The organism is Bacillus cereus group sp. BfR-BA-01381, assembly GCF_022663555.1.
GTDB lineage: Bacteria > Bacillota > Bacilli > Bacillales > Bacillaceae_G > Bacillus_A > Bacillus_A pacificus.
The window spans coordinates 1-376 of record NZ_JAKUFR010000245.1; the positions used below are offsets into that span (position 1 = coordinate 1).

Genomic DNA, 376 nt, shown 5'->3' on the forward strand with positions numbered 1-376 from the left:
AATTCCGACTTTTATAAAGTAAATAAATAAAATAAGGTGCACCAATTGCTGATGTAAATACCCCTGCTGGAATTTCAAGTGGGGTGAAAACTGTACGCCCAATTAAATCTGCAGCAAGTACTAAAATTGCACCAACGATCGCCGCAACTGGGAGTAATGCACCATATAAAGAACCAACTAGTCTTCGTGAAATATGAGGTGCCATTAAACCAACAAATCCAATTCCTCCAGCAAAGGCAACTGCTCCACCAATTAAAGCTGTACTAAGTAATAACATGAATACGCGTGACTTCGTTAAAGGAACACCAAGTCCTACCGCAATATCATCCCCTAGCTCTTGCGCATTTAAATGTCTAGCAGCTATAAATGATATTAC

Annotated in this window: 1 protein-coding gene; it reads right to left on the reverse strand. The window is 39.4% G+C overall.

Annotated elements, in window-relative coordinates; all coding sequences use genetic code 11:
• On the reverse strand, window positions 1–376 hold a 376-nt coding region (locus MR079_RS28535), incomplete at both ends, for a FecCD family ABC transporter permease (RefSeq protein WP_242295097.1).